The sequence below is a fragment of the Proteus sp. fly-1013 genome, from assembly GCF_040140245.1.
In the GTDB taxonomy this organism is placed as follows: domain Bacteria; phylum Pseudomonadota; class Gammaproteobacteria; order Enterobacterales; family Enterobacteriaceae; genus Proteus; species Proteus mirabilis_B.
The window spans coordinates 405,454-431,332 of sequence record NZ_JBEEWD010000003.1 but is presented as its reverse complement, the minus strand read 5'-3'; the positions used below and the strand labels follow the sequence as shown (position 1 = coordinate 431,332).

Below are 25,879 nucleotides of genomic sequence, written 5' to 3'. Positions count from 1 at the left end.
AATAATGCCGCTAAAAAGCGGCATTATCGAAAAAAGATATAAAAATTAGAATTCCATTAACTCTGCTTCTTTCAGCGCTAATGCATCATCAATTTTTTTAATGAACATGTCAGTTAATTTCTGAATATCATCTTGTGAGCGGCGCTCATCATCTTCGCTGATTTCTTTATCTTTCAGTAATGCTTTTACTTTATCGTTAGCATCACGACGGATATTACGAACAGAAACGCGACCTTGTTCTGCATCACCACGAACAACTTTGATTAGGTCTTTACGACGTTCTTCAGTTAATGGAGGCAGTGGAACACGGATAATGGTACCAGCAGATGAAGGATTTAAACCTAAATCTGATGCCATAATTGCTTTTTCAACGGCAGGAGCTAAAGTACGGTCGAATACAGTGATTGCCAGTGTACGGCCATCTTCTGCGACAACGTTAGCAACTTGGTTTAATGGAGTTGGCGCTCCGTAGTATTCAACTACAATGCCATCTAAAAGGGCAGGAGACGCACGACCAGTACGAACTTTATTAATCTGGCTTTTTAGTGCTTCAACGCTTTTATCCATGCGTTCTTGAGCATCTTTTTTGATTTCATTAATCACGTTATAAACCCTTGGGAACTGGTTATCTTCCAGTCGATATGAAAAACATACCGACATAAATGAATTGGCGTACTCTAGATGTTAACGCCAAATTATACCGTTGTCTCTGTGTATTAAGCGTGAGAAATCAAAGTTCCTTCACTTTCACCCATTACAACCCGACGTAATGCACCCGGTTTATTCATATTGAATACGCGGATAGGTAAATTATGATCTCGGGCTAATGTGAATGCAGCAAGATCCATGACTTTCAATTCACGTTCTAATACATCCTGATAAGTCAGCGTTTCATAAAGTACTGCATCAGGATCTTTGGTTGGATCGGCAGAATAAACGCCGTCCACTTTCGTTGCTTTTAGTACAACGTCAGCTTCAATTTCAATACCGCGTAAACACGCAGCAGAATCGGTAGTAAAGAATGGGTTACCTGTACCAGCCGAGAAAATAACGACTCGACCATGGCGTAATAAGCTAATTGCTTCTGCCCAACTGTAGTTATCGCAGACACCATTCAGTGGAAATGCAGACATAAGGCGCGCGTTTACATAAGCACGGTGCAATGAATCACGCATTGCTAAACCATTCATTACTGTCGCGAGCATTCCCATGTGGTCACCCACAACACGGTTCATACCTGCCGCAGCAAGACCTGCGCCACGGAACAAGTTACCACCGCCAATTACGACACCGACTTGTATACCTAATTCAACGAGTTCTTTGATTTCCTGAGCCATGCGATCAAGTACGCTCGCATCGATACCGAAACCTTCTGCACCTTGCAGGGCTTCGCCACTCAGCTTTAATAAAATTCGCTGATATACAGGTTTTGCATTGGTAGCCATGGTGTTCTGTCCTAAGCAGATTAGTTAATTGGAGGTTTTAGATAGCTTCTCTTTTTAACAAAAAAAAGCAAACAGCCAGTGGAGATTACAACAAAACAGAACCGCCGTTAGGCGGTTCTGTTAACGCTAAGCGTTATTATTTGCTCATTGCAGCAACTTCAGCTGCGAAATCAGCTTCAACTTTCTCAATACCTTCACCAACTTCGAAACGAACGAAGTTGATAACATCAGCATTGTTTTCTTTCAGCAGTTCACCAACAGTTTTGCTTGGGTCCATTACGAAATGCTGACCAGTCAGAGAAATCTCACCGGTGAATTTGTTCATGCGACCGATAACCATTTTTTCTGCGATTTCGCGTGGTTTACCTGATTGCATTGCGATATCCATCTGAATTTGGTGCTCATGTTCAACAACATCAGCAGGAACATCTTCAGGACGAACATATTCTGGTTTGCTTGCAGCAACGTGCATAGCAATGTGTTTGATCAGTTCTTCGTTTGCGCCTTTAGCTGAAACTAAAACACCGATGCGAGCACCGTGTAGGTAAGTACCTAATTCTTCAGCTTCTAATACAGCAACACGACGAATGTTGATGTTTTCACCGATTTTAGCAACTAATGCAGTACGAGCTTCTTCGAATTTAGTTTTCAGAGCATCGATATCATCAGTTTTATCTGCTAATACAGCAGCCATAACTTCTTTACCGAAAGCGATGAAACCAGCATCTTTAGCAACGAAGTCTGTTTCACAGTTCAGTTCAACCAGCGCACCGAATTTACCATCAGCAGCAACTTCTGCAAGGATGATACCTTCAGCAGCAACACGGCCTGCTTTTTTAGCCGCTTTAGCTTGACCTGATTTACGCATGTTGTCGATTGCTAATTCGATATCACCATTAGCTTCAACCAGCGCTTTTTTACATTCCATCATGCCTGCGCCAGTACGTTCACGCAGTTCTTTTACCAATGCAGCGGTAATTCCAGACATTTGTTTCTTCCTCGACTTTTCTATGGGCTAGCCATAGATGTTCTCATAGCAGATGTGTAAAGGGGGCCTATTGAGGCCCCCTAACCAATATATAGCAATACCTGGTTAAATAAGGGCTCTTACGAGCATGCCTTATTATTCAGCTTCGACTAAGCCTTCTTCAGCCTGAACAGCCAGATCTTGAGAACGACCTTCACGAACAGCTGTAGCTGCAGCGGTCAGATATAATTTAACCGCACGGATTGCATCGTCATTACCAGGGATAATGAAGTCGATACCATCTGGATCAGAGTTAGTATCAACGATAGCAAATACTGGGATACCCAGGTTGTTTGCTTCTTTGATAGCAATGTGTTCGTGTTCAGCATCGATAACAAACAGAGCGTCAGGTAAACCGCCCATGTCTTTGATACCACCCAGGCTGTTTTCTAACTTACCAAGTTCACGAGAACGCATTAACGCTTCTTTCTTGGTCAGTTTGTCAAAAGTACCGTCCTGAGATTGTGATTCTAAATCTTTCAGGCGTTTGATTGACTGACGAACAGTTTTCCAGTTAGTCAGCATACCGCCTAACCAGCGGTGGTTTACATAAAACTGGTCACAGCTTTCTGCTGCTTCTTTAACAGCTTCAACGGCAGAGCGCTTAGTACCAACAAACAGGATTTTGCCTTTACGAGAAGCAATTTTGTTCAGTTCAACCAGAGCTTCATTGAACATTGGAACAGTTTTTTCCAAGTTAATGATATGAACTTTGTTACGTGCACCAAAGATGAATGGTTTCATTTTTGGATTCCAGTAACGAGTTTGGTGACCGAAGTGAACACCGGCTTGCAGCATATCGCGCATTGAAACAGTTGCCATTTTAGACCTCTATAAATTTAAATTTGGGGTTATTTCGTCCACAAATCCCATACGACCGACTCATCAGCTGTAAAGGTTTAGCCTTTACATAAGAGCACCCCGGCGTTATGTGCCGATTTGTGTGTGTAATTAACACAATTGAATGTTTCAGATTTACTGCCATTACTCACGGTGTGATGCAATAACAGAACTCCGGCGCGCTTTATACCATAAATAACCTTAAGAAACCACCATTACTTACGATTGCCGCGGCCTTATTTGACATAAAAACACATCATTTAGACAAAGAAAAAAACGAGATTAGTGCAGTGATGATAAATATTGCTCTAATATCAATTTGCTAGAAAAACACCAAATAGAAAAGCGCAATATGTAAAGACAATCAGATTAAGAAGGCGTAATGTTCGTCATTATTCTCGATATCAGACAGATTGCACACATCCTCTTTATTGGCACACCTACTTTCTGCTGATATCATAAATGGTAATCAGAATTATTTCTCATCATCATTCATTCAACCTGCAATACAAAATATGAATACAACAAAGCGTGTTATCTAATTCGTATTGTGGCTTTTAATCTAGACGAAGAACTCAAATGGCTATTGTAATCAAGACAGAAGAAGATATTCAAAAAATGCGCGTCGCAGGTCGTCTTGCGGCAGAAGTTCTTGAAATTATCGCACCGTTCGTAAAACCTGGCGTAAACACCGCTGAATTAGACCGTATTTGTCATGAACATATTGTTAACGCACAACAGGCTATTCCTGCTTGCCTTAACTATCATGGTTTCCCTAAATCAGTCTGTATTTCGGTTAACGATGTTATTTGCCATGGTATTCCTAGTGAAGAAAAAATCCTTAAAGATGGTGATATCGTTAATATTGACGTCACTGTCATTAAAGATGGTTTTCATGGCGATACATCAAAAATGTTTATTGTAGGTAAACCAACAATCCAAGGTGAACGCTTATGTCGTATCACTCAAGAAAGCCTCTACCTTGCTATTAAAATGGTTAAACCGGGCATTCGCTTACGTGAACTTGGCAAAGCAATTCAAAAATTTGTTGAAGGTCATGACTATTCTGTTGTTCGCGAATATTGCGGCCATGGTATTGGTGAAGGATTCCATGAAGAACCTCAAGTTCTACACTATGATGCAGATGATAGCGGTGTTGTGTTACAAAAAGGCATGGCATTTACCATCGAGCCAATGGTAAACACTGGTGATTACCGTATTCGTACAATGAAAGATGGCTGGACTGTTAAAACTAAAGACAGAGGTTGGTCGGCGCAGTACGAGCACACATTAGTTGTTACCGATAATGGCTGTGAAATCATGACATTACGCAAAGAAGAAGAGCCATTTATTTCTGCGGTATTAGTCAACGAATAAGCTTCTTCAGCTAGAAATGTAAAAGCGACATATTTTTTCGAGATGTGTCGCTTTTTTTATTTTATTTGCTGTGAAATGGCAGAATCGCTAGTCAGTTTATCGTTTTAACATTAGTCTTAATGTCATAAGCAAACATTGAGAAAGAAGACGCATAATGACTAATAAAAACGCATTTCAAACACCGCCCCCTTCCCCTTTTTTGCTGACAGAAAATACACAAAATTACGCTGAACTTAAGCAATCAATCGAACAATTTCAATCTTGGTTAACAGATGCTTTTCATCATGATGTTGATGTCGCTTTATTACTTCAAGCTCGTAGCCATTTCATTGATCAGCTCTTAACGCAATTGTGGCGCTATACACAGCTATCTGATTATTCTGATCTTAGTATTATTGCTGTTGGTGGTTACGGTAGACAAGAATTACATCCGCTTTCTGATATTGACCTTCTCTTTTTAAGTGAAGCTCCTTTATCACCAAAGGCTGAAGATAAAGTTAGCAAACTCATTACACTACTGTGGGATGTACGCCTTGAAATTGGTGCCAGTGTTAGAACCATGGAAGAATGTCTTTTAGAAGGTCTTTCAGATTTAACGGTTGCAACAAACTTACTAGAAGCTCGTCTTATTTGTGGGAATAACTCGCTTTACCAGCAATTAATTAATCATATTTTTAGCCCCGGTTTTTGGCCATCACCTGATTTTTTCGCTGCAAAAGTTGAAGAACAAAAGCAAAGACATCAGCGATATCATAGCACTAGTTACAATCTAGAACCTGATATCAAAAGTAGCCCCGGTGGACTGCGCGATATCCACACTTTAATTTGGGTAGCACATCGTCACTTTGGCGCGGCATCAGTTTCTGAAATGGTGAATTTTGGCTTTTTGACGCCAGCAGAGGGACAAGAGTTATTAGAGTGTCAATACACACTATGGAAAATTCGTTTTGCTCTCCATCTTGTGCTTTCTCGCTATGACAATCGACTTTTGTTTGATAGACAACTCAATGTTGCCCAACTTTTAAATTATGAAGGTGAAGGCAATCAGCCTGTTGAAAAAATGATGAAGGATTATTATCGCGTAACTCGTCGTGTTAGTGAGTTAAATGATATGTTACTTCAGCTATTTGACGAAGCTATTCTTGCTCTGCAACCTAATGTAAAACCGCGTCCATTAGACAGTGAATTTCAGCTACGAGGTTCGTTAATTGATGTTGTTGATGACAGTTGCTTCCTCGATGATCCTATCGCTATTATGCGCCTCTTTTTGCGTATGGCTGAGCATAAAGAGATCACTGGAATTTATTCAACAACACTCCGCCATTTACGTTATGCTCGCCGACATTTAGTACAGCCGTTATGTGAGTACCCACTCGCACGTCAAGTTTTTATGCAGATATTACGTCACCCTCGTGCGGTTTCTGGTGCATTTGTCCCAATGCATAAACACAGTGTACTCGCGGCTTATTTCCCGCAATGGAATAATATTGTAGGGCAAATGCAGTTTGATTTATTTCATGCCTACACCGTTGATGAACACACTATTCGTGTTTTACAAAAACTTGAAAGCTTTGCTTCTTATGAAAACCATGAAAAACATCCGCTTTGTGTTGATATTTACCCCAAACTGCCTCAACTTGAATTATTACGTTTAGCGGCACTCTTTCATGATATTGCCAAAGGTCGCCATGGTGATCATTCCGTATTAGGCGCTCAAGACGTTGCTCATTTTGCTCAGCAACATGGTTTAAATCAGAGAGAATCAGCTTTAGTTGAGTGGCTTGTTAGTCATCACTTACTTATGTCTGTCACCGCGCAACGACGCGATATTCAAGATCCTGACATTATTTTTCAGTTTGCATCGGAAGTAAAAAATGAAAGCCGATTACGTTATCTTTTGTGCTTAACTGTTGCTGATATCTGTGCGACCAACAGCAGTCTGTGGAATAGCTGGAAACAGAGCTTATTACGTGAACTTTATCTATCAACAGAAAACCAGTTACGCCAAGGTATGCACTCTATTCCCGACTTACGTGAACGTATTCGACATCATCGTTTGCAAGCACTAACTATTTTACGAATGGAACAGGTCGATGAAGAAAAATTGCAAGCAATTTGGGGGCGCTGCCATGCCGACTATTTTTTACGACATACACCAGAACAAATTGCATGGCATGCACTTGCATTAATTGAGCATAATAGCGCTGAACCAATGGTGCTAATCAGTCAACAAACTGAACATGGTGGTACTGAAATCTTTATTTGGTGTGCTGATAGGCCTTCTCTTTTTGCATCTGTTGCAGGTGAATTAGATAGACGTAATTTAAGTATCCATAACGCTCAAATTTTTACTAACCGAGATAATATGGCGATGGATACTTTTATTGTGTTAGAACCGAATGGTAAACCTCTGGCAATTGATAGATATAATGCAATCCGCAACGCTCTTATCCAAGTTGTATCCGCCCCTTACAACGCCAATGCAAAAACACGCTCATTACCTGCCAAGTTGCGCCATTTTGACGTTCCAACAAAAATTAATTTTATAGCCTCTAATCATAATAAGCGCACCTATATGGAGCTATTTGCACGCGATCGTCCGGGGTTATTAGCAATTATTGGTAAAGTTTTCGCTGATCTTTCACTTTCATTGCATGGTGCTCGAATAACCACAATAGGTGAACGCGTTGAGGATTTCTTTGTATTAACCGATAGCGAAAATAAGGCATTAAACCAAAAAATGAAGGATGAAGTCGTAGAAAGGTTGACAAAAGCCCTAGTTTCAAAGGATAAAATATAGGAACCCACGACAATACATATAGGAAATACTATTGATGCAAGCATTACAAACTATTATTGATAACGCCTTCGAACATCGTGCAGATATCACACCAAACAACGTTGAGCCTCATATTCGTGATGCTATTAATAGCGTTATTGCACTGCTAGACAGCGGAAAACTGCGTGTCGCAGAAAAAATTGACGGTCAGTGGGTGACTCATCAATGGTTAAAAAAAGCGGTTCTACTCTCTTTTCGTATTAATCACAATCAAGTGATAGATGGCAGTGAAAGTCGCTATTTTGACAAAGTGCCTATGAAGTTCGCTGATTACGATCAAGCACGTTTTGAAAAAGAAGGTTTTCGTGTTGTTCCTCCTGCTGCCGTTAGACAAGGGGCTTACATCGCTCGCAACACTGTTTTAATGCCATCTTATGTCAACATTGGTGCTTACGTCGATGAAGGCAGCATGGTTGATACATGGGCAACCGTAGGTTCATGTGCTCAGATCGGTAAAAATGTCCATCTCTCTGGTGGTGTTGGCATCGGTGGTGTTTTAGAACCACTACAAGCAAATCCAACCATTATTGAAGATAACTGCTTTATTGGTGCTCGTTCTGAAATTGTTGAGGGGGTCATTGTCGAAGAAGGCGCTGTTATTTCAATGGGTGTTTATATTGGTCAAAGTACTAAAATTTATGACAGAGAAACAGGTGAAGTGCATTATGGCAGAGTCCCTGCTGGCTCTGTTGTTGTGTCAGGAAATTTACCCTCTAAAGATGGAAGCTACAGCCTTTACTGTGCCGTGATCGTGAAAAAAGTTGATGCTAAAACACGTGGGAAAGTTGGTATTAATGAATTGTTAAGAACTATCGACTAATATAAGAACAGCGGATAGAATTAATTCTGTTCGCTATTCTTTCATTCATCTTTCTATCAGGTGCCAATATATGTACGATAATTTAAAAAATTTAGGGATCCCGCATCCTGAAGATATTGACCGCTATACCCTACGCCAAGAAGCTAACAACGATATTTTAAAAATCTATTTTCGCAAAGATAAAGGTGAATTCTTTGCAAAAAGCGTAAAATTTAAATATCCGCGCCAACGTAAAACGATTTCTGATGGTCAGTCAGGACAAGGCTTTAAAGAAGTAAATGAAATCAATACTAACTTACGTTATGTGATTGAAGAATTAGATCAAATTTGCCAACAAGACCAAGTAGAAGTCGATTTAAAACACAAAATCCTAGATGACTTGCGCCACCTTGAGCATGTTGTCGCAAATAAAATTGCTGAAATTGAAGCCGACTTAGAAAAGCTGACTCGCCGTTAATAACAGGCAATTTTAGCCAATATGCAGATTAGGTTTATAAAAAACACCGCTTACTTACTGTATAAAACAGAAATAAGCGGTGTTTTAAAATCAAAAATATTATTCATTATTTTGTTAACCAATTAAATATTGGATTATTTTCTATTTAATCTAATAGCTTCACCCAGTTTTCAAGCCAATCTATTGCAAATACTTCTGGCTCAGCAACATCCATGCCGTCTATTTTTAATATTTCGCCGATACGCTTTGCTTGGTGCTCTTGTAACAACTCATCAAATTTCATTCCTGCACCACAAAAATAGTCATAACTACTATCACCTAAAGCAATCAAACCATAGCTTAGATTTGGCTGATATCCTACATTATCACGCAGTTCATGAAATAAAGGTGCAATGGTATCAGGTAGATCACCTTGCCCTGTACTTGACGTTATCACAAGGACTATCGAATATTTTTCCCAATCCGCAAACGTACCTTCTTCATAAACATTAGTTTGGTGTTTATGTTCAAGTAAAATGCGTTGAGCTTCTTCAGCAACTGCTAATGCATTACCATAAACTGTACCTACAAAAATGCCGATTTTAGCCATAATATTTAATCCAATTAATATTATTTGATAAATTACAAACTAAACATCAAACATATAATATTTTCAATTCATTCTCAATAGAAATAAATTTATTCATTATTTTTTAAAAAGAGACTGAATAAAATTATCACATTTTCTCTTTTCTCCATATAAATAACCAAATAAACTATCAGGGTAATTTATTTTAGATAAACTTGATGTAACTATTAAACCAACATCATTAATAGACAAACATTTACCTTCTTCTTTATAATTATCAAGATAAGATGATATCTTATTAATTTCACGCTTATAGTCAGTTAATAAATTCAAAGACTTATTATATTTTTTAGGAAAGAATAATTTATATACTTTAGATAAAAAACCCGTTTCCTTTCTTTTTATAAAATCATCTAATAATGATAAGCATTCATTTGTTTTTTCCTTAACTTTAATTATTGAATCACAAACTATCTTTTTACTATTACTTTTCAAATGATAAAGCTTATTTCTAAATTCATTATTACACTGTTCGACACATGTAGAGAAATCATTTAATGACTCTATCTTTTTTTTCAAAAAATCTGTATTAGATTTCAGCTGTTTCAGTTTGTGTTCTAAATTATCTAAATCTAAATTTTCAATAGCATCATCATTAACATTAAAAATATTTTTTTGATAAAATGAATCCAATTCTTTATGATTACTATGAAATTTATTAAAAGAATCAACCAATTCATTAGTGAACGAAAGTAAATTATCATTCTTATAATGTGTTTCTTTTATATTTTCAATTACATTACCATCAATAAAATTGGAAATATCATTAATTCCCTTAACATTTTCAAAAAAACAGCTATTATCTACTACTTCATGATACTGCCTAAGATACTCATTAAGAAAGTTAAAATGAATTTCAAATTCTATAATAATATTTTTTATTTTCTCTAAATTATTTTTTCTATCGCTAGATCCACCTGAGTATTGATAAGGCTTGTCATTAGATTGAACACCATAATTAGCAGCCTCTAGATCCCCAAGCTTAACTAAAAGTATATTATTTTGATTATCTAGTTGATAGGGTAATTCACATCCTGGGTTTAACTCACGTGTTTTATTACTAAGTTCTTTAACTAATTGAGATAATGATTTAATCTCAGCCTTGGCTAATAATTCTTTTTTAAAAAGCATATGTATAGTTGGGCATTTATCTTTATTAAAGATATTATCTTTTAGAGTAGAAGAATTTGTTTTTTTTATTAATTTAGAAATGAAATCTCGCACATTACCGAGTGAATCTAAATTTAAAAATGAAAAGAATTCCTTATCTTCGCGAATAAGAGGAGAGTTAACTTTATGAACATCATTCACTGAAAGAACCTTCGCCAAATGATATAAATTATCTTTAGTGTAATCTTTTATGAGATTAATAAGCTCACTTTCCATTTTATGGAAAAAAGCTTTATCTATATAAATATTTTTCCCTGTATCTTTTCCTTTACCCTCTAAAACAAAAAAATCATCTTTAGTTAATGTATTTAAACATTCCGTTATCTCATTCGAAAGTAAAAATTTTGTACTTTCTTTTTTATGATTTACAAACAAACTGTTCACTAGGTCATTAAAGGATATTTTCATCAATTATTTCTCTATTCATTCAAAGTGATAGAAACAATACTATTGAATGATGAAAAATAATTTTAAAAAATAATTATATTTACATCGTTGATAATATATAAAAAACACCTTTATTTATAAAAATAAAGGTGTTTTTATCATTTAACGTGCTACCTATTATTCCCCTGAATCCAAAGACCTTATATATTCATCCATTTCAGTTTTTAGATTATCTGACTTAGGGCCAAAAATAGCCTGAATACCAGAACCAACAACCACCACACCAGCTGCTCCCAATCGTTTTAATTCTTCACGATCGACTTTTTCAATTTCTTTAACACCAATACGTAAACGAGTAATACAAGCATCCAAACTACTGATATTGTCTTTACCACCAAATGCAGTGACTAAAGATTGTCCCATCGCGCTTTTATCCGCTTGTTTCGCATTTTTATCTTCCACTTCTCGACCTGGAGTTTTCAGATTTAGTTTCACGATTAAAAAGCGGAAAATAGAGTAATAAGTTATCGCGTAAAGTATGCCAATAATCGGGAACAGATACAGTTTGCTGCTGTTGCCACTTAGTACGATAAAGTCAATTAATCCATGAGAGAAACTTGTACCATCACGCATACCTAACAAGATACAAATAACAAATGCTAAGCCTGCTAAAATAGCGTGAATTACATAAAGAATAGGTGCCACAAACATAAATGAGAATTCGATAGGTTCAGTGATCCCTGTTAAGAAGGCAGTTAATGCCGCAGAAATCATGATACCACCCACTTTTACACGATTCTCAGGGCGTGCTGAATGCCAAATCGCAATAGCAGCAGCAGGTAAACCAAACATCTTAAATAGAAAACCACCTGATAACATACCCGCAGTTGGGTCACCAGCCATATAGCGAGGAATATCACCGTGGAAGACTTGTCCTGCACTATTTACGTACTCACCCACTTGCATTTGGAACGGCACATTCCAGATATGGTGTAAACCAAATGGCACTAATCCACGCTCTACAACACCGTAAATACCAAAAGCAACAGCAGGATTTTGATACGCAGCCCATTCAGAAAAACGCTGGATTGCTGTACCAATAGGAGGCCAAATAAAGGCTAAAATAATCCCAACAAAAATGGCGATCAATCCTGAAATAATAGGAACAAAACGTTTTCCTGCAAAAAATCCTAAATACTCAGGTAATTTGATTCGATAAAAACGGTTAAACATAGAGGCGGCAATAATACCTGCAATAATCCCCCCTAACACCCCTGTGTCAGTAAGGTGTTGAGCCTCAATTTCTGCTGGAGTTAAACCTAAAACCCAAGGAGCAACCACAATCATGGTTTTAGACATGATACCGTAAGCAACTACAGAGGCTAGTGCTGATACCCCGTCATTATTGGTAAAACCTAACGCAACACCAATAGCAAAAATAAGTGGCATATTAGAGAAAACCGAACCACCAGCCTCTGCCATAACTTGAGAGACAGAAGAAGGTATCCATGAAAGATCAGCGGAACCAACCCCTAATAAAATACCGGCAATAGGCAGTACGGATACCGGTAACATCAAGGACTTTCCGATTTTTTGTAAAACAACAAATAGGTTTTTAAACATCAAGCAGACTCCCGGAATGTGGGTTTTTATATGTTGTAAGTTTTTATTTGTTTAAAGTAGTGTGGGCTTTATTTCATAAACTTATCTAATGATAAGCCTTATTTATTTCACATCATAAAATAAATCGCTTGATGAATACATGATAGCTGTCACGTTTCAAAACATGTAATCAGATCAATTAATAGAATTATATATTTTACAAACAGTTAAAATAAATTATAAATTTGCGCAAACCATCAAGACTTAAGTAAAAAAGCCTTGATAGTCACGTATTGAAAGCAATATTTAAAATAAGAAAGGAATTAAAAATGATGAGCTAAATCTTCACCATACTGCTCTAATTCAGGCCTTAATCCACGCCAACCAAATTGATTAATAAGGTGTTGCCAAGGCAGATCCCATTTAGCTGTTAAGTTAAGTGGCTGCAATGTAATTGGATGAATTAAGTTTAGATGGCTTGCATGTAACATCAAGCGATGAGATTGAAAATGATTTACAATACCACGGTTTTGACGTAAATCACCATGAGCGGTATCACCGATAATCGGGTGTCGAATATGAGACATATGGCGACGTAATTGATGCTTGCGACCCGTTTCAGGGCGTAGCTCTAATAGGCTAAATCGAGATGTAGGGTAGCGCCCAATCGCAACCTCTTTTTCAACAGTTCCTAATGGCTGGCAATGTGTTACGCAATCTTGAATTTGTGGGGGTTGAGTTGCAAATTTATCTGCAATTTTATCGAGTTCCTCGACCAAAGGACTATCTATAACAGATGCCTCTTCAACATACCCTCGAACAACAGCATGATAAATTTTTTCTGTTTTATGTTGTTCAAAAGATTGAGAAAGTACTCTAGCAACATCAGAAGAAAGTGCCATTAATAAAACACCTGAAGTAGGCCTATCTAGACGATGCACAGGGAAAACATGTTGCCCAATTTGATCTCTTAATGTCTGCATAACAAACACTGTTTCATGTCTATCTAGCCAACTGCGGTGAACAAGCCAACCCGCAGGTTTATTCACCGCAACAAGATGTTCATCTTGATAAATAATATCTAGCATTATCGGCCTTATGATTTAAACATTGCGTCAAGTTCACGCAAATGATTGAGTAAATCAGTAACATCTCGGCTCTTATCTTCTTTAAATGCTTCTTCGTAATAAGGTGCGATTGCAAATGTATTAGGTAATGGCATTTCGCGTTCAATCATCGATGACAATCGCGGAATTAATACCCACTGTAGCCATTCATGAGCACTCATTGTATCAATACAGAAAGGCTCAACACTTTCAAATGCTTGTTCAGTAGGAGATTCTAATTGCCATAGCTCAATGTTCTTCATCTCTTCTTCAATCAAGAGCAATTTCGCTAAAATGCGTTGTTCTGGTGTCATCATTTATCCCTTATATAAAACTTACGAATAAGGATAACATTGGGATGGAATAGCAGAAAACAAATAAAAAAATAAAAGGAGCCGAAACTCCTTTTTAGACAAGAAAAAAATAGTTGTCTGTACAACACGTGCATCCAAGCAAGACCGTTTTTATCTATCCCTGTGATTAAGTCCGTATCCACATTAATGGAAATATCCTATTTCCTGTGTCCTTGATTACTCTACATTTTATCGGTCACCAAGCAGTCCCTTAGTTGGTGGACGTAGAATGCCAATAATTGATTAGTTAAACAACCCACAAAACAGAAACAATTAAAACGCTATAACTATAAATAAAAACAATAAGTTAATAACTTATTGCTCTACTTAAATAAATCAATTTTATTTTTTCAGTGACATCTTTTTGATAAAAAAACACACTCTTTTTTGTAAGATATATCTCACAAGAAAAAAGGTTTATAGAGCACGTCAGTCATTATATACAGCAACTAATTCTGATAGAAAAAGAGATAAATTTTCAGCTAAAACTTCTCTTTTCTTTTTGCCGAAAGTTTCAAGAATGACTTCACCGGAAACATTACACACTGAAATTATTTCATTCTCTGAATTTGTGGTGCCAATAAACAATGTGGGTGTAAGTTTCAAACGTTTTTGTGTCACTAAATGACCAATAATATTTTCTTGTAAGCGAATAAAATCTTCTTCACTCCACACTTGGATCAAGCTGAAATCTACCTCTCTAAAACGAACTTGCATATCACCAGCATACTGAGTGGTAAAGTAATCGTGCAATTCAGGACGAATAATAATTCCCATCGCCTTTTCAACTTTTTCTAGTTTATCTGTTCCTACAAAAGGCTGCGGTAACCAGTAAACAACTTCATCACCTGTTCTTGATATACAAATAGAAGGAACACCATAAAGATCTTCACTTGCAGGAGGTAAGCCTGATTTTTCTTGCCATAAATCAACATATTTTTGCGTAAAGGCTTTTAATTCAGAGGAGATGTTTTCAGTCATGATTATCTGTTTTATCTATTTAAATAAGAATTTCCTTTATGTTACCTGATTATCTCACTAATTCAGAGCATCAAAAATAAAGCATTCATATACTATTGATGTTTCAATAGTATAATTAGCCTTCTTTTATTTTCAGTTAAAGTTAGGATGTAAGTTATGTCTTTATATCAAGGTGATAAATCTCTTGAAGCATTATCTCTGGGCAAAGAGACTCAATATCATGATCAATATGATGCCGGATTATTGCAAGGTGTACCACGTAGCCTAAATAGAGATTCACTCTCTTTAACTGCTGAAAATTTACCTTTTCATGGTGGTGATATTTGGACTATGTATGAGCTCTCATGGCTTAATAGCAAAGGCTTACCACAAGTCGCTATTGGTCATGTTGAATTAGATGCAACCACTGAAAACCTTATTGAATCTAAAAGTTTTAAATTATATCTCAACAGTTTTAATCAGACTCGTTTTGAAAGTTGGGATATCGTCGAAAAAACATTACTTAAAGATTTAACAACTTGTGCTAAAGGCAAAGTTAATCTGACCGTTTATCCACTTTCGCATTTTACATCACAACCTATTGTTGATTTTGCTGGAGAGTGTATTGATGAACAAGATATTGAAATCGATAATTATCAGTTTGATGTGCAATGGTTAAACGAATCAACAACCGATAAACAAGTTGAAGAAACCCTTGTCAGCCATCTGTTAAAATCAAATTGCCTTATTACCAATCAACCAGATTGGGGATCAGTCGCTATTCAATATAAGGGTAAAAAGATTGATCGTGAAAAACTACTGCGCTATTTAGTTTCATTTAGACAACACAACGAATTTCATGAACAGTGTGTTGAGCGAATTTTCCACGATATCATGCAATTATGTGCACCAGAAACATTAACTGTTTATGCAAGATATACGCGACGCGGTGGATTAGACATCAATCCTTGGCGTAGTAATTGTGAGTTTGTTCCAGAAATTAGTCGATTAGCCAGACAATAACGGGAATAATGCCTGTATGTTAATATGATCTGTGTTATACCAAGATCAGTTGTACTTCAGTTTGTTATTTCAGGAGAAAAAGGAGTCCTACGTGATAACTCATGTCAGCCCATTAGGTTCCATGGATCTGCTTTCACAGCTAGAAGTTGATATGCTAAAGAGAACCGCAAGCAGTGATCTTTATCAGCTGTTTCGCAATTGTTCTCTCGCTGTTCTCAACTCTGGTAGCCTTACTGATAGTAGTAAAGAACTGTTATCTAAATACCAAGATTTTGATATTAACGTACTGCGCCGTGAACGTGGCGTAAAACTAGAGTTAGTCAATCCTCCTGAAGACGCCTTTGTTGACGGAAAAATTATTCGCTCACTACAAGCTAACTTATTTGCAGTGCTTCGTGACATATTGTTTGTTCATGGGCAAATCACAACAGCAAAGCGTGATCTTCACCTGAACTTAGAAAATAGTACTCACATCACTAATACTATTTTCTCGATTTTGCGCAATGCACGAGCCCTTCATATTGATGAAGATCCTAATATGATCGTTTGCTGGGGTGGTCACTCAATTAATGAAACTGAGTACCTTTACGGCAGAAAAGTAGGTAACGAATTAGGGTTACGTGAACTCAATATCTGCACAGGCTGTGGGCCTGGTGCGATGGAAGCACCAATGAAAGGAGCTGCCGTTGGCCATGCTCAACAACGTTATAAAAATAGCCGTTTTATTGGTATGACAGAGCCTTCAATCATTGCAGCTGAGCCACCAAATCCATTAGTTAACGAACTGATCATTATGCCAGATATTGAAAAACGTCTGGAATCGTTCGTTCGAATTGGACACGGGATTATTATTTTCCCAGGTGGTGTAGGAACAGCAGAAGAATTGCTGTATCTGCTTGGTATTCTTATGTCACCAGAAAACCAAGACCAAGTGTTACCACTGATTTTAACTGGCCCTAAAGAGAGTGCAGACTACTTTAATGTACTAGATGATTTTATCGCAAACACATTAGGTGACGAAGCTCGACGCCATTATCAAATTATTATTGATGATGCACCTGAAGTTGCTCGTATCATGAAAAAATACATGCCGTTGGTAAAAGATAATCGTCGCAGTACTGGTGATGCTTATAGCTTTAACTGGTCAATGAAGATCAATGCTGATTTACAGCATCCTTTTGAACCAACACATGAAAATATGGCATCGCTTAACTTAAGTACCGATCAATCACCTGAAAAATTAGCGGCTGATTTACGTCGTGCGTTCTCGGGTATTGTTGCAGGTAACGTAAAAGAAGTGGGTATGAAGGCGATTGAAGCTTACGGCCCTTATAAAATTCATGGTGATCGTGAAATTATGCGTCGCATGGATATTTTATTGGCGGGCTTTGTTGAGCAACATCGTATGAAACTTCCGGGCGGTACAGCTTACCAACCATGTTACGAGATTATCAGCTAATTTATTATGATACATTTGCTGATTATTGATGCTTTAAACCTGATCCGCCGCATTCATGCGGCATCAGGTTCTTCCTGCCAGACTGTGTGTGAACAGAGCGTCAACCAACTACTTGGGCACACACAACCTACTCATGCCGTAGCGGTCTTTGATGAAGATGACAGAGACGGTAGTTGGCGACACCAACTCTTACCTGATTATAAAGCGGGTCGCACACCAATGCCTGATGACTTGCGACAACAATTACCTGAAATTAAAGCCATGTTGCTTAATTTAGGAATACAGAGCTGGCACTCGGGCGGTGATGAAGCAGATGACGTTGCTGCAACATTGGCAACCAAAGTAGCAAGTGCAGGTTTTCGAGTCACGATTATTTCAACGGACAAAGGTTATTGCCAATTACTTTCGCCCTCTATTCGTATACGTGATTATTTTCAGCGACGCTGGTTAGATTTAGAGTTTATTAGAGCTGAATTTGGTGTCGAACCATCTCAACTTACCGACTATTGGGGATTAACGGGAGTCAGTAGCAGTAAAGTGGCAGGTGTCCCCGGTATTGGACCGAAAAGTGCCACTGAGCTTTTACAAATTCACCCAGATCTAGAATCGCTTTATCAACATATTGATGATGTCCCTACTAAATGGCAAAACAAACTGATTACCCATAAAGAGTCTGCATTTATTAGTCGGAAAATCACCACATTGCGTACTGATATTCAATTAAACGGCAATCTACAACAGTTACGTTTAAAATAGCCAAGTTCTTATCATTAAGGCTCAACTCACTGATATTTTTAAATAACTAGCCATTAAAAAAAGCGAAGCTTATAAATAGAAGCTTCGCCTTTTATTTTCATCGATAACTCGATGTACTTTAAGTGTTTTTAGAATTCACGGTCTGGTCGATAAGCAGCCCAAATATTTTGGATATGAACCGTGATCTCTTCTCTATCATGATAAAGGTGCTTAGCTTGGATCTTAACGTTGATCCCTTTTTCCGCTAACTCTGACTTTATTTTTTCAAGGATATGAGAAACTTCCTCATAACGCTTTTTCATTGGCAGTTTTAGGTTAAAGATAGCTTCTCGACACCATTCATTAGCAATCCAAGTCGTCATTAATGCTGCCACTTTAGCTGGCTTTTCAACCATATCACAAACAAGCCATGTGATATTTTTAGATGTAGGTTCAAATTTAAAACCATCAACTTGGTGGTGACGAACTTGCCCCGTATCCATTAAAGATTGTGCCATTGGACCATTATCAACAGCATGTACCATCATGCTGCGCTTCACTAATTGATATGTCCAACCACCGGGGCATGCACCTAAATCGACCGCTTTCATTCCGCTTGCTAAACGCTCTTCCCACTCGTCATAAGGAATGAAAATATGAAATGCTTCTTCAAGTTTCAGTGTCGAACGACTTGGTGCATCAGATGGGAATTTTAATCGAGGAATACCCATATAGAATGCGGAATTATTGAAGCTATAAGAATAGCCAACATAACAACATCCTGGTGCAATAAAAAACACATGGATAATAGGACGGCTAAAATTCTCAACTTTCAGCAAAATTTTCTCATTACGTAAATGATTACGTAATGGCACCGTAAATTTACGGCAGAATTTTAATAATTCCTTGCTTTCGTTAGTGTCTGCAACTTCAACTCGCAATTCACCCGCTTTTTCAACAGCACCTTTTAGCATTCCAACAATGGGTGTAATTCTATCTTCTGGCGGTAAATCTTTAAGTAACTCACCTGTCACAAACATCTGACGAGCAAAAATTAATTCACGAAAACTCACTTCACGCGCGATCTTGTCTGCATCACCTTCTTGGTAACATTCAAAGATCACATAACCACTTCCCTCTTTAACACGAGGAAAACCGTAAACGCCGATTTGACCTGCTTTATCCGTAATCTCAGCCGCGCACTCTTTTTCAAAACCTTGGCGACAATATAATGCAACTTTATTCATGGCGAGACGCCGGTGCCCTTAGACGCAAAGCGCCAATAAAAATTAAAGCCCAACCAATAAGAAAACTAAATCCACCAATTGGCGTAAAATAAGATAACAATCTAACTTGTGTTAGCGCCATACAATAAAGGCTACCACTGAAAAGTAGAATACCAACACCAAAGAAAATACCTGCCCAATAAAACCATAAAATGGTTTTACGCATTAACATTGCCGCTATCCCGACAAGTAATAAGGTATGGACGATTTGGTAGCGCATCGCTAACTGAATGTAATCCCAATGTTGTGGCGATAAATGAGGTGCTAGCTTATGAGTTGCAAATGCACCAAAAGCAACATAAAAGAAGCCACTAATCGCGGAAAACATAAGCAATGTACGACTATTCACTGTTTATTCCTTCCTATTTAGAAGATATTTGCCAATCGCAATATTAAGATGATGTCAGTAAACCCAGCTTTTCTTGCTCATTCGCTGCTTGAGATAAAATCCATTGGCGAAAAGCCGCAATTTTACCCAATTCAGCCTGACTATCTTGGCAAACTAAATAAAATGCATTTTTACTAACAAGGACATCTGGAAAAGGTCTTACTAATCGACCTGATTCTATTTCACTACGAGCCATTACATTATTAACTAATGCAACGCCTTGTCCATGTACAGCAGCCTGTATCACCATTGAACTATGGCTAAAAATAGGCCCTTGTTGCACATTAATCTGATTTTGTATCTCTAATTGACGTACATAAGCTTGCCAATCTCGACGAGATGTATCATGCAGCAGTGTATGATAAATCAGATCGGATGGGGTTTTTAGTGGTTTTTCACCTGTAAGTAAAGATGGCGCACAAACAGGAATTAAATATTCCGCATAAAGACGGTCTGTACGTAACCCAGTCCAATTTCCTCGACCATAAAAAATGGCTACATCAACATCGTCAGCCAGCTTATCTTCTTCTCTATCAACAGCCTGAATTCGCACATCAATCCCCGGATAAGCTTGGTTAAATCCGGATAACCGTGGTACTAACCATTGAATAGCAAAACTTGGAGAAAGGCTAACGGTAAGTGCGCCTTTCGCGCTTCGAGCTAATAATTTGCGAGTTGCCTCGTTAATTGATGAAAAGATTTCCTTAATATCGAGGTAATAACTCTGCCCTTCTTCTGTTAATAAAAGAGAGCGGTTGCGCCTTCTAAATAATTTTAGCCCAAGGAATTCTTCTAATGTTTTAATTTGGTGGCTCACTGCTGCTTGTGTCACAAATAATTCTTCAGCGGCTTTAGTAAAACTTAAATGACGTGCCGCTGAATCAAAAACCCTAAGCGCATTTAATGGCGGTAAACGTTTAGACATATTCGGTTCTTAAACCCCTATTTTGGCTATTAGTAGACCCTAACTTTCATCATTAGTTTTTTTTATGCGAAGCATTATAAATTGTCCCTTGATGATTAGCCAGTAAATACCTATAGTAAGCGCACTTCCTAAGCCGGAACGAAAAGTTGTGTAGTAGTAATACTGCAAAACTTTTGGCTTTGTGGTTGTGATGTTGTGTTTGCAAGTTGTCTGGAAATTCCAGACTTAGTAGCTGATGCTACTGTTTTTTTTCACTTCCTGTACATTTACCCTGTCTGTCCATAGTGATTTTATAGTGCACCGCCAAGGCGGTGCTTTTTTTATTCCCTATTTTTATCTACTTTTTAATTACTCACACACACCATTTTGATGTTTTCATCCATTTTTTATAATGAAGTTATCATCATTATTCTAAAAAACTCGCCATAAATTATCCCCAATAAATTAAAACAAGAAAAAGTAGGATATTAATCTGATCTCAGTGATTTTTTATTGAGTGAACTTTCATCATCTTAATCGTGTTATTATGGACACAATAACTCATAGCAAACGGATGCTCTCAGGTTTCCGTTATAAATAAATATAATTAACCGTATAATCTATACGCCCTATTTTTAACGACAAATCGCGAAAATTTATTCGTCTACCAATACAGCCTAACTATGAACGTATTTTCACCTGATTTATTTCGACAACAATTTCCTGCTCTTAAAGAAAAGACTATTTATCTCGATAGCGCAGCGACTGCATTAAAGCCTCTCTCCATGATAGAGGCCTCAGATGCGTTTTATCGCTATAATTTTGCGACTGTTCACCGTAGCCAATATCAACATGCTAAAGAGACAACGCAACAATATGAGGCGACGCGTCAACAAGTTGCCGAATTAATCAATAGTACTGATAGTGATACGATTATTTGGACAAAAGGCACCACAGAATCACTCAACTTTATTGCTCAAGGCTATTTTCGTCCACGCTTGCAAGCCGGTGATGAAATAATTGTTAGTGAGCAAGAACATCATGCAAACCTTATACCTTGGTTGATGCTAGCCGAACAAACAGGTGCACGCGTGATCCGCTGGGCAATAGAGGATAATTTTTTACCTTCAATTGATAGCTTAAATGCTTTAATCAATAAACAGACACGAATTGTCGCCGTTAGCCAAATGTCGAATGTGACAGGCGCTCAAATCGCATTAGATAAAGTGTCTCAATGTGTTCACCAATATGATAATTGCTTACTGGTTGTCGATGGTGCACAAGGTATTGCTCATCACCCAACCGATGTCACCGCGCTCGATATCGACTTCTATGTCTTTTCTGCTCATAAACTTTATGGTCCTAATGGATTAGGTATTTGTTATGGTAAACGTGAGCTTTTAGAAGCGATGGCGCCTTGGCATGGTGGCGGAAAGATGCTAACTAACGTGACATTTGATGGTTTTACTCCAGCGCCTATTCCTCAGCGTTTTGAAGCTGGAACACCTAATGTTGCAGGTGTTATTGCATTTTCAGCCACATTAGCCTGGTTAGAAAAACAAGATATGCATCATGCTAACCAATATACTATTGAACTTGCAGATGAAGCTGAGAAGCGCCTCAGTGAGCTAAATGGTTTTATCAGTTACCGAGCTGCTAACTCATCGGTTGTTTCTTTCAATTTCGAAGGTGTTCATCACAGTGATTTAGCCACATTAATCGCAGAGAAAGATATTGCATTACGCACAGGACAACACTGCGCGCAGCCTCTTATTGATTCATTAAATATTTCAGGCTGTTTACGCATTTCTTTTATGCCTTATAATCAACACACTGATATTGATGCTTTTATTAATGCCGTTAAATTTGCTCTAACACTCTTAAAAGATGAATAATTGAAATGAATAACAACACATCTCTGCTTGCAACTCAGCACCCATTTGGTCATGAAATTACCTTAGCTATCTTGCTGGAGGATTTCCAAAAATCAAAAGCATGGGAAGATAAATACCGTCAATTAATTCAACTCTCACGTAAATTACCCGCATTACCTGATGAATTAAAAACAACAGAAAAAGAGATCAAAGGTTGTGAAAATAGAGTGTGGCTTGGTGTCGAATTAAATAATGACGGCAAATACCATGTTTATGGTGATAGTGATGGTCGTATTGTAAAAGGCTTGCTGACTATTATTTTAGCTACGGTTGAAAATAAAACGGCACAAGAAATAGCTGATATCGATATGTTAGCTATTTTCGATCAATTAGGATTGGCTAATCAAATTAGCCAATCTCGCACTGACGGAGTGAATGCGATTATCGCACGATTGAAATCACTCACCTCCCAGTATTAAGTTTGATACTCTAAATAATTCAAGTCACAGCTAGCCGACAAATGAATGAGTCGCTAGAAACATATAACCTGTGATCAAAAATAAAATTTATTAATAAGTTAATATATAACAAGTCGATACTCTAAATAATTCAAGTCACAGCTAGGCGACAAGTGATTGAGTCGCTAGGAGCATACATAAGTATGTGACTAGTGCGAATGAACGCGGTCAACAACGCTGTGGCTTGAAGTATGACGAGTATCATGAGTATGTGGCTAGTGCGAATGAACACAGTCAACAACGCTGTGGCTTGAAGTATGACGAGTATCATGAGCACGCTGTGCTTTCGCTAACATCTTCTTCAACGCATGAGACACCGCAATAAAACCAAACGACGCCGTTACCATCGTTACGGCACCGAAACCGGCTGAACAATCCATTCGTTTCACACCATCTGCCGTACTTTTTGCTGCGCAAACCGTTCCATCACCCTGCGGATAAACCAGTTGTTCTGTTGAGAAAACGCAATCGATCCCTAGTTTTCCCTTACTATTTTTTACGACATTAAAATCAGATTTCAAACGCTCTCTTAATTTAGCAGCTAAAGGATCTTGAATTGTTTTTGCTAAATCAACCACTTGAATTTGTGTTGGGTCAATTTGTCCACCAGCGCCACCTGTTGTGATCACGGGTATTTTATAACGACGGCAATAAGCTAATAATGCAGCTTTTGGTCTTACACTATCAATTGCATCGATGACATAATCAAAGTTGTTATTCATCATTTCAGCGACATTATCCACCGTGACAAAATCATCAATACTAGTCACTTTGCATTCTGGATTGATTTCTAAAATACGCTGTTTCATTACTTCACATTTTGGTTGACCCACACTCTCTTTCAACGCATGTATTTGACGATTAGTGTTAGTTACACACACATCATCCATATCAATTAAAGTGATAGCACCAATACCACTGCGTGCTAATGCTTCAGCGGCCCAACTTCCGACGCCACCTATACCCACGACACAAATATGAGCTTGAGCAAAATAAGACAGCGCTTTTTGCCCATAGAGTCGCCCTATTCCAGAAAAGCGTTGTAAATATGAATCTGATAATGAATTTTGCATAATGCGATAACAACCTAAATAACAGAAATAATCATGGCTATTAATATCAATAGCCATGTCGTTTGCATAATTTTACCGTTAATAACGAGCAGATAAATAGTCAATCATGTTTATGTCGAAGGGTTTAATAAGTTAAGTTGTGATTTTTTTAATACCCAAACTCGCCCATAGTGATTATAAAAACCTGCCATATGACCAGCATCTTTACCAATCCCATGATAAATATCGAAATGATGCCCTTTAATTGCACCACCTACATCTAATGCCACCATTAAACGCATTTGATATTCACCTGTAAAATTACCTGCATTATCAAGTACAGGAATTTCAGCCAGTAACACCGTCCCTGCTGGAATAATGCTTCTATCCGAAGCCACAGAGGCGAGTGCAACAAGTGGGATGGCACTAGCACCTCTAACAGGTGTAAAAGGCTCTGGTTTGAAAAAAACAAATGATGGGTTTTCTTCTAATAACTTTCTTACTTCAGCATCATTGTGCTTATCAGCCCAATCTCTAATAGCGAGCATAGACATATCTTTTCTTTCTACTTCACCATTATCAATAAGCACTTTGCCAATACTACGGTAAGGGTGTCCATTTTTCCCTGCATAACCAAAGAAGGTTAAAGGTTTGCCATCACCAAAATCAACATAGCCACTTCCCTGAACTTCCATCATAAAGTTATCCATAATGGAGTTACTGTAAGCCGCAATTAAAGATTGGCTTAATGCACCATTATAAATAGCAGCACGAGAAGGTAATTTTGAACGACTATTTGCTGGCATTTTATAAAGAGGGTATTGAAACTCACCTTGTGGCATTAAACGAGCTTCAAGAACCGGCGTGTAATATCCAGTAAATTGAACATTTCCGTACTTATCAACCCCTTCCATTTGAAATGCAGAAAGGTTGAACTGACGTAATTGGCGTGTATCTGCACCAGAGCGTAACCAGTTTTCAACCGCCTGATAAGTTTCTTTATTACTATTGTACAAACGAGATGATGTCTGGTTTATCTGACTTACTTGTTGTAAGTAATCAGGGCCATTAATGGGTGTACCTTGTGTGTTTGGCGAACTTACCTCAATGAGATCTTGCTTAAGCTTTCCATCTTTATACTGTTGCCCTTGCTCTGTTGGACGATGACATCCTGTCAAGGCAAGCGCTAACATACCTAAAATTAACGATTTTCGCCAAGTAACCATTTTTGACCCGCTTAATGACTAAATTTGAGTGTTGATTCTGACTTAGAAAGATACCAAAGCAAAATCAATAAAGATATGAATATACCGATTGCTAAGACTTTCTATTATCACCCAATCAATATGACTTTTAAACATCAAGTATATATTCTAAATACCTTGAAGTATGACGAGTATAACTGCCTAAATTTGCATCTTGATGTGTTATTTCTGACCGTTTTTAAAAGAAAACTGTAAAAATTTCATAAAAAACTTGCAACTCGGTAAATCCTGAGTATAGTGCCCCTCTGTGGAGACGCGGGGTGGAGCAGCTTGGTAGCTCGTCGGGCTCATAACCCGAAGGTCGTCAGTTCAAATCTGGCCCCCGCAACCAATTCACAAAGCAGTAAGTTATAGTATCAGTCGC

General features: G+C 37.8%; 24 protein-coding genes and 1 tRNA gene. 10 read left to right on the top strand and 15 right to left on the bottom strand.

Annotated features, from left to right (window positions below):
* Positions 1-45 precede the first annotated feature (45 nt).
* From frr to rpsB, 4 genes are all read right to left on the bottom strand, one after another.
* The gene (gene frr, locus ABN236_RS08550; protein ID WP_088494697.1) at positions 46-603 is read right to left on the bottom strand and encodes a ribosome recycling factor; all 558 of its coding nucleotides are present in this window, start codon (positions 601-603) and stop codon (positions 46-48) included.
* Positions 604-716: 113 nt separating this feature from the next.
* Positions 717-1,445: a UMP kinase gene (gene pyrH / locus ABN236_RS08545; RefSeq protein WP_023582710.1), complete on the bottom strand. Its 729-nt coding sequence runs from the start codon at positions 1,443-1,445 to the stop codon at positions 717-719.
* Between the two features lie 136 nt (positions 1,446-1,581).
* Positions 1,582-2,433 (bottom strand): translation elongation factor Ts, encoded by an 852-nt coding sequence (tsf, locus tag ABN236_RS08540; RefSeq protein ID WP_349473802.1) that lies wholly within the window; start codon positions 2,431-2,433, stop codon positions 1,582-1,584.
* Between the two features lie 135 nt (positions 2,434-2,568).
* Positions 2,569-3,294 carry a 30S ribosomal protein S2 gene (gene rpsB, locus ABN236_RS08535; RefSeq protein WP_023582712.1) on the bottom strand — a complete coding sequence of 242 codons (726 nt, stop codon included), beginning with the start codon at positions 3,292-3,294 and terminating at the stop codon, positions 2,569-2,571.
* 597 nt (positions 3,295-3,891) lie between these two features.
* Between rpsB and map the strand changes: the two genes are divergently transcribed.
* The 4 genes from map (at position 3,892) to ABN236_RS08515 (ending at position 8,805) form a co-directional block, all read left to right on the top strand.
* A complete protein-coding gene (gene map / locus ABN236_RS08530; RefSeq protein WP_075671708.1) occupies positions 3,892-4,689 on the top strand; it encodes a type I methionyl aminopeptidase in 798 nt (265 codons plus the stop codon).
* A 154-nt stretch (positions 4,690-4,843) separates the two neighbouring features.
* A complete protein-coding gene (gene glnD / locus ABN236_RS08525) occupies positions 4,844-7,489 on the top strand; it encodes a bifunctional uridylyltransferase/uridylyl-removing protein GlnD (RefSeq protein WP_349473801.1) in 2,646 nt (881 codons plus the stop codon).
* A gap of 34 nt (positions 7,490-7,523) precedes the next feature.
* Positions 7,524-8,348, top strand: coding sequence for a 2,3,4,5-tetrahydropyridine-2,6-dicarboxylate N-succinyltransferase (gene dapD, locus ABN236_RS08520; protein WP_311755330.1), 825 nt, complete (start codon positions 7,524-7,526; stop codon positions 8,346-8,348).
* A 70-nt stretch (positions 8,349-8,418) separates the two neighbouring features.
* Entirely contained in the window at positions 8,419-8,805 is a 387-nt protein-coding gene (locus ABN236_RS08515; protein WP_006535910.1) for a DUF3461 family protein, read from the top strand.
* Positions 8,806-8,950: 145 nt separating this feature from the next.
* Here ABN236_RS08515 and ABN236_RS08510 read toward each other — a convergent pair whose 3' ends face one another.
* The 6 genes from ABN236_RS08510 to syd form a co-directional block, all read right to left on the bottom strand.
* Positions 8,951-9,394, bottom strand: coding sequence for a flavodoxin (locus ABN236_RS08510; RefSeq protein WP_349473799.1), 444 nt, complete (start codon positions 9,392-9,394; stop codon positions 8,951-8,953).
* A 96-nt stretch (positions 9,395-9,490) separates the two neighbouring features.
* Positions 9,491-11,011: a hypothetical protein gene (locus ABN236_RS08505; protein WP_349473797.1), complete on the bottom strand. Its 1,521-nt coding sequence runs from the start codon at positions 11,009-11,011 to the stop codon at positions 9,491-9,493.
* A gap of 156 nt (positions 11,012-11,167) precedes the next feature.
* The gene (gene ptsG, locus ABN236_RS08500; RefSeq protein ID WP_088494691.1) at positions 11,168-12,613 is read right to left on the bottom strand and encodes a PTS glucose transporter subunit IIBC; all 1,446 of its coding nucleotides are present in this window, start codon (positions 12,611-12,613) and stop codon (positions 11,168-11,170) included.
* 302 nt (positions 12,614-12,915) lie between these two features.
* Complete coding sequence (gene truC, locus ABN236_RS08495; protein WP_349473795.1) at positions 12,916-13,680, bottom strand: tRNA pseudouridine(65) synthase TruC; 765 nt, start codon at positions 13,678-13,680, stop codon at positions 12,916-12,918.
* 8 nt (positions 13,681-13,688) lie between these two features.
* Positions 13,689-14,012 (bottom strand): YqcC family protein, encoded by a 324-nt coding sequence (locus ABN236_RS08490; RefSeq protein ID WP_088494689.1) that lies wholly within the window; start codon positions 14,010-14,012, stop codon positions 13,689-13,691.
* Positions 14,013-14,480: 468 nt separating this feature from the next.
* The gene (gene syd / locus ABN236_RS08485; RefSeq protein ID WP_349473793.1) at positions 14,481-15,032 is read right to left on the bottom strand and encodes a SecY-interacting protein; all 552 of its coding nucleotides are present in this window, start codon (positions 15,030-15,032) and stop codon (positions 14,481-14,483) included.
* 156 nt (positions 15,033-15,188) lie between these two features.
* On the opposite strand from syd, the gene queF reads away from it, so the two are divergent.
* From queF to xni, 3 genes are all read left to right on the top strand, one after another.
* Positions 15,189-16,034, top strand: a complete 846-nt coding sequence (gene queF / locus ABN236_RS08480) for an NADPH-dependent 7-cyano-7-deazaguanine reductase QueF (RefSeq protein WP_311755327.1) — start codon at positions 15,189-15,191, stop codon at positions 16,032-16,034.
* A 91-nt stretch (positions 16,035-16,125) separates the two neighbouring features.
* Positions 16,126-17,493: a nucleotide 5'-monophosphate nucleosidase PpnN gene (gene ppnN / locus ABN236_RS08475; protein ID WP_088494686.1), complete on the top strand. Its 1,368-nt coding sequence runs from the start codon at positions 16,126-16,128 to the stop codon at positions 17,491-17,493.
* A gap of 6 nt (positions 17,494-17,499) precedes the next feature.
* A complete protein-coding gene (xni, locus tag ABN236_RS08470; protein WP_098941999.1) occupies positions 17,500-18,249 on the top strand; it encodes a flap endonuclease Xni in 750 nt (249 codons plus the stop codon).
* A 128-nt stretch (positions 18,250-18,377) separates the two neighbouring features.
* Here xni and rlmM read toward each other — a convergent pair whose 3' ends face one another.
* The 3 genes from rlmM to ABN236_RS08455 are packed head-to-tail and all read right to left on the bottom strand — an operon-like array spanning position 18,378 to position 20,827.
* A complete protein-coding gene (gene rlmM / locus ABN236_RS08465) occupies positions 18,378-19,475 on the bottom strand; it encodes a 23S rRNA (cytidine(2498)-2'-O)-methyltransferase RlmM (RefSeq protein ID WP_349473790.1) in 1,098 nt (365 codons plus the stop codon).
* Entirely contained in the window at positions 19,468-19,863 is a 396-nt protein-coding gene (locus ABN236_RS08460) for a DUF423 domain-containing protein (protein ID WP_075671732.1), read from the bottom strand. The genes rlmM and ABN236_RS08460 overlap by 8 nt, the downstream gene beginning before the upstream one ends.
* 43 nt (positions 19,864-19,906) lie before the next feature.
* The gene (locus ABN236_RS08455) at positions 19,907-20,827 is read right to left on the bottom strand and encodes a transcriptional regulator GcvA (RefSeq protein ID WP_023582728.1); all 921 of its coding nucleotides are present in this window, start codon (positions 20,825-20,827) and stop codon (positions 19,907-19,909) included.
* A gap of 662 nt (positions 20,828-21,489) precedes the next feature.
* Here ABN236_RS08455 and csdA point away from each other — a divergent pair.
* Positions 21,490-22,701, top strand: coding sequence for a cysteine desulfurase CsdA (csdA, locus tag ABN236_RS08450; RefSeq protein WP_349473788.1), 1,212 nt, complete (start codon positions 21,490-21,492; stop codon positions 22,699-22,701).
* Between the two features lie 5 nt (positions 22,702-22,706).
* A complete protein-coding gene (csdE, locus tag ABN236_RS08445; protein WP_349473786.1) occupies positions 22,707-23,159 on the top strand; it encodes a cysteine desulfurase sulfur acceptor subunit CsdE in 453 nt (150 codons plus the stop codon).
* A 254-nt stretch (positions 23,160-23,413) separates the two neighbouring features.
* On the opposite strand, the gene tcdA is transcribed toward csdE, so the two are convergent.
* Entirely contained in the window at positions 23,414-24,271 is an 858-nt protein-coding gene (gene tcdA, locus ABN236_RS08440) for a tRNA cyclic N6-threonylcarbamoyladenosine(37) synthase TcdA (RefSeq protein WP_349473813.1), read from the bottom strand.
* A 110-nt stretch (positions 24,272-24,381) separates the two neighbouring features.
* Positions 24,382-25,476 carry a murein transglycosylase A gene (gene mltA / locus ABN236_RS08435; protein WP_349473784.1) on the bottom strand — a complete coding sequence of 365 codons (1,095 nt, stop codon included), beginning with the start codon at positions 25,474-25,476 and terminating at the stop codon, positions 24,382-24,384.
* Between the two features lie 293 nt (positions 25,477-25,769).
* Between mltA and ABN236_RS08430 the strand changes: the two genes are divergently transcribed.
* A tRNA-Met gene (locus ABN236_RS08430) sits at positions 25,770-25,846 on the top strand.
* The last annotated feature ends 33 nt before the right edge of the window (positions 25,847-25,879 follow it).

Excerpts from the sequence above, each read along its gene's own strand:
- tcdA (WP_349473813.1), bottom strand. The coding sequence starts at position 24,271 with ATGCAAAATTCATTATCAGATTCATATTTACAACGCTTTTCTGGAATA.
- ABN236_RS08455 (WP_023582728.1), bottom strand. The coding sequence starts at position 20,827 with ATGTCTAAACGTTTACCGCCATTAAATGCGCTTAGGGTTTTTGATTCA.
- map (WP_075671708.1), top strand. The coding sequence starts at position 3,892 with ATGGCTATTGTAATCAAGACAGAAGAAGATATTCAAAAAATGCGCGTC.
- rpsB (WP_023582712.1), bottom strand. The coding sequence starts at position 3,294 with ATGGCAACTGTTTCAATGCGCGATATGCTGCAAGCCGGTGTTCACTTC.
- rlmM (WP_349473790.1), bottom strand. The coding sequence starts at position 19,475 with ATGAATAAAGTTGCATTATATTGTCGCCAAGGTTTTGAAAAAGAGTGC.
- ABN236_RS08510 (WP_349473799.1), bottom strand. The coding sequence starts at position 9,394 with ATGGCTAAAATCGGCATTTTTGTAGGTACAGTTTATGGTAATGCATTA.
- ABN236_RS08505 (WP_349473797.1), bottom strand. The coding sequence starts at position 11,011 with ATGAAAATATCCTTTAATGACCTAGTGAACAGTTTGTTTGTAAATCAT.
- tsf (WP_349473802.1), bottom strand. The coding sequence starts at position 2,433 with ATGTCTGGAATTACCGCTGCATTGGTAAAAGAACTGCGTGAACGTACT.
- ABN236_RS08490 (WP_088494689.1), bottom strand. The coding sequence starts at position 14,012 with ATGACACCAGAACAACGCATTTTAGCGAAATTGCTCTTGATTGAAGAA.
- mltA (WP_349473784.1), bottom strand. The coding sequence starts at position 25,476 with ATGGTTACTTGGCGAAAATCGTTAATTTTAGGTATGTTAGCGCTTGCC.
- syd (WP_349473793.1), bottom strand. The coding sequence starts at position 15,032 with ATGACTGAAAACATCTCCTCTGAATTAAAAGCCTTTACGCAAAAATAT.
- queF (WP_311755327.1), top strand. The coding sequence starts at position 15,189 with ATGTCTTTATATCAAGGTGATAAATCTCTTGAAGCATTATCTCTGGGC.
- ptsG (WP_088494691.1), bottom strand. The coding sequence starts at position 12,613 with ATGTTTAAAAACCTATTTGTTGTTTTACAAAAAATCGGAAAGTCCTTG.
- csdA (WP_349473788.1), top strand. The coding sequence starts at position 21,490 with ATGAACGTATTTTCACCTGATTTATTTCGACAACAATTTCCTGCTCTT.
- glnD (WP_349473801.1), top strand. The coding sequence starts at position 4,844 with ATGACTAATAAAAACGCATTTCAAACACCGCCCCCTTCCCCTTTTTTG.
- pyrH (WP_023582710.1), bottom strand. The coding sequence starts at position 1,445 with ATGGCTACCAATGCAAAACCTGTATATCAGCGAATTTTATTAAAGCTG.
- truC (WP_349473795.1), bottom strand. The coding sequence starts at position 13,680 with ATGCTAGATATTATTTATCAAGATGAACATCTTGTTGCGGTGAATAAA.
- csdE (WP_349473786.1), top strand. The coding sequence starts at position 22,707 with ATGAATAACAACACATCTCTGCTTGCAACTCAGCACCCATTTGGTCAT.
- xni (WP_098941999.1), top strand. The coding sequence starts at position 17,500 with ATGATACATTTGCTGATTATTGATGCTTTAAACCTGATCCGCCGCATT.
- dapD (WP_311755330.1), top strand. The coding sequence starts at position 7,524 with ATGCAAGCATTACAAACTATTATTGATAACGCCTTCGAACATCGTGCA.
- ABN236_RS08515 (WP_006535910.1), top strand. The coding sequence starts at position 8,419 with ATGTACGATAATTTAAAAAATTTAGGGATCCCGCATCCTGAAGATATT.